The 1,708-nt window shown below is 61.8% G+C and carries 1 pseudogene; it reads left to right on the forward strand.

What is annotated here, in order from left to right:
* Window positions 1-596 precede the first annotated feature (596 nt).
* Window positions 597-1,634, forward strand: a pseudogene (locus AC5ZGW_RS46155) (IS630 family transposase); the annotation flags it as partial.
* Window positions 1,635-1,708 lie beyond the last annotated feature (74 nt).

Below are 1,708 nucleotides of genomic sequence, written 5' to 3' on the forward strand. Positions count from 1 at the left end.
GATTTTCGGAGGTCACTCACACATACGGCTGATCGGCATGACATGCCGTAATTGGCAAGGGTTTCGCGGCGTGCTTGGCAGGTGAGACGCAGGCCATTTTATGTTTGGAGTGCTGGCCGACTAAGATCGACTCGATTTTGGCGGCAGAGGCTTGACTGGAAGCAGTCGCGCCGTTTGACAGAGGCCGTTGAGGCAGACCTGCAAATCGTCCCGTACCTCCTACGAGCCCAATGCTGCAAAGGCCCGAGCCCGATCCGCAGGCTGAGGAAGACTCTCGGCGAGGACAGCCAGACGCCGCTGGAGCTCGCGGGGAAGCTCCGCCACGGCTGCCCCGACGCTCCGCAAGGCCAAGGCGCGGTTTGTGGGATCGGCGAGTCCCTCGGCCATGGGGACGAGGCGTTCCTGGAGCTCGCGTGAAACCGCTGCCACGTGCACACCGAGGCTTCGCAATGCCGAAACGCGATGCATGGCCGTCCGAGCACGTGCGAGTAGGTATAGATGAAAGCCAGATCATGGCCCTGCTTCTTGGTAGGGCGTACGCCTGATTTTTGACTCATGGATCGATTCGTCCGGAGCCTCCAATAGGGAGGCGAATGATAAATGTACGGTACCGGATCGAATTGAGCCAAGGCGAGCGAGAGGAACTGACGGCGATGCTGAGCGGCGGCAAGCATGCCGCTCGCAAACTCAAGCGGGCTCAGATTTTGCTGGCGGCCGACATCGGCAGCCGCGACGAGGAGATTGCCCGGACCGTCAGATAAGCGCCTCCACCGTCTATCGGACCAAACGCCGCTTCGTGGAAAGCAATCTCGATCGGGTCTTGAGTGAGGAGCCGCGTCCCGGTGCGGAGCGCAAGCTGACCGGCAAGGAGGAAGCCCTGCTGGTGGCGACCGCATGCGCCAAGCCGCCCGCCGGCCGAAGGCGCTGGACGCTGGCGCTGCTGGCGGACGTGATGGTCAAGCTCACCGATCATGACAGCCTGTCAGGCGAGACCGTGCGCCGCCGACTGGCCGATAATGACCTCAAGCCGTGGCGCAGGGACATGTAGTGCATTCCCCATGTCGATGGCGAATACGTCGCCCGCATGGAAGATGTGCTCGATCTCTACGCTGAAGTGCCTGATCTCGAGCGGCCGCTGGTCTGCTTCGACGAAACCGCCGTTCAGCTCATCGGCGAAGTGCGCCAGCCGATTCTACCCGAGCCGGGAAAGCGCGAGCGTTACGATTACGAGTACCACCGCAACGGCACCGTCAATCTCTTCGTCGCCTTCAATCCGCATCGGGTCTGGCGCAAGGTCAAAGTCACCGAACGGCGCACCGCCGTGGATTATGCTCACTGCATGCGCGAACTCGTCGATTTCCATTACCCCAAGGCCGCCTGCATCCGGTTCGTGCAAGACAATCTGTCGATCCATGCCCCCGGCGCCCTCTACCAAGCCTTGCGCCCGCCGAGGCCCGCCGCATCCTGCGCCGCCTCGAGTTCCGCTACACCCCGAAACACGCCAGTTGGCTCAATATGGTCGAGATCGAGATCGGCGTGCTCCAAGGGCAGTGTCTCGGCCGCCGGATCGACGCCTTAGAAGCGAGGTCGCAGCATGGGAGCGGCAGCGAAACAAAACTCGCGCCGCTATCAACTGTAAGCGCTAAGCCGATACCCAGGGTTCGGGGTTAGATTAGATGTGCGAAGAAGCGTCCGGATTGAACGGAGG

This window comes from Bradyrhizobium sp. Crot121 (assembly GCF_059512385.1).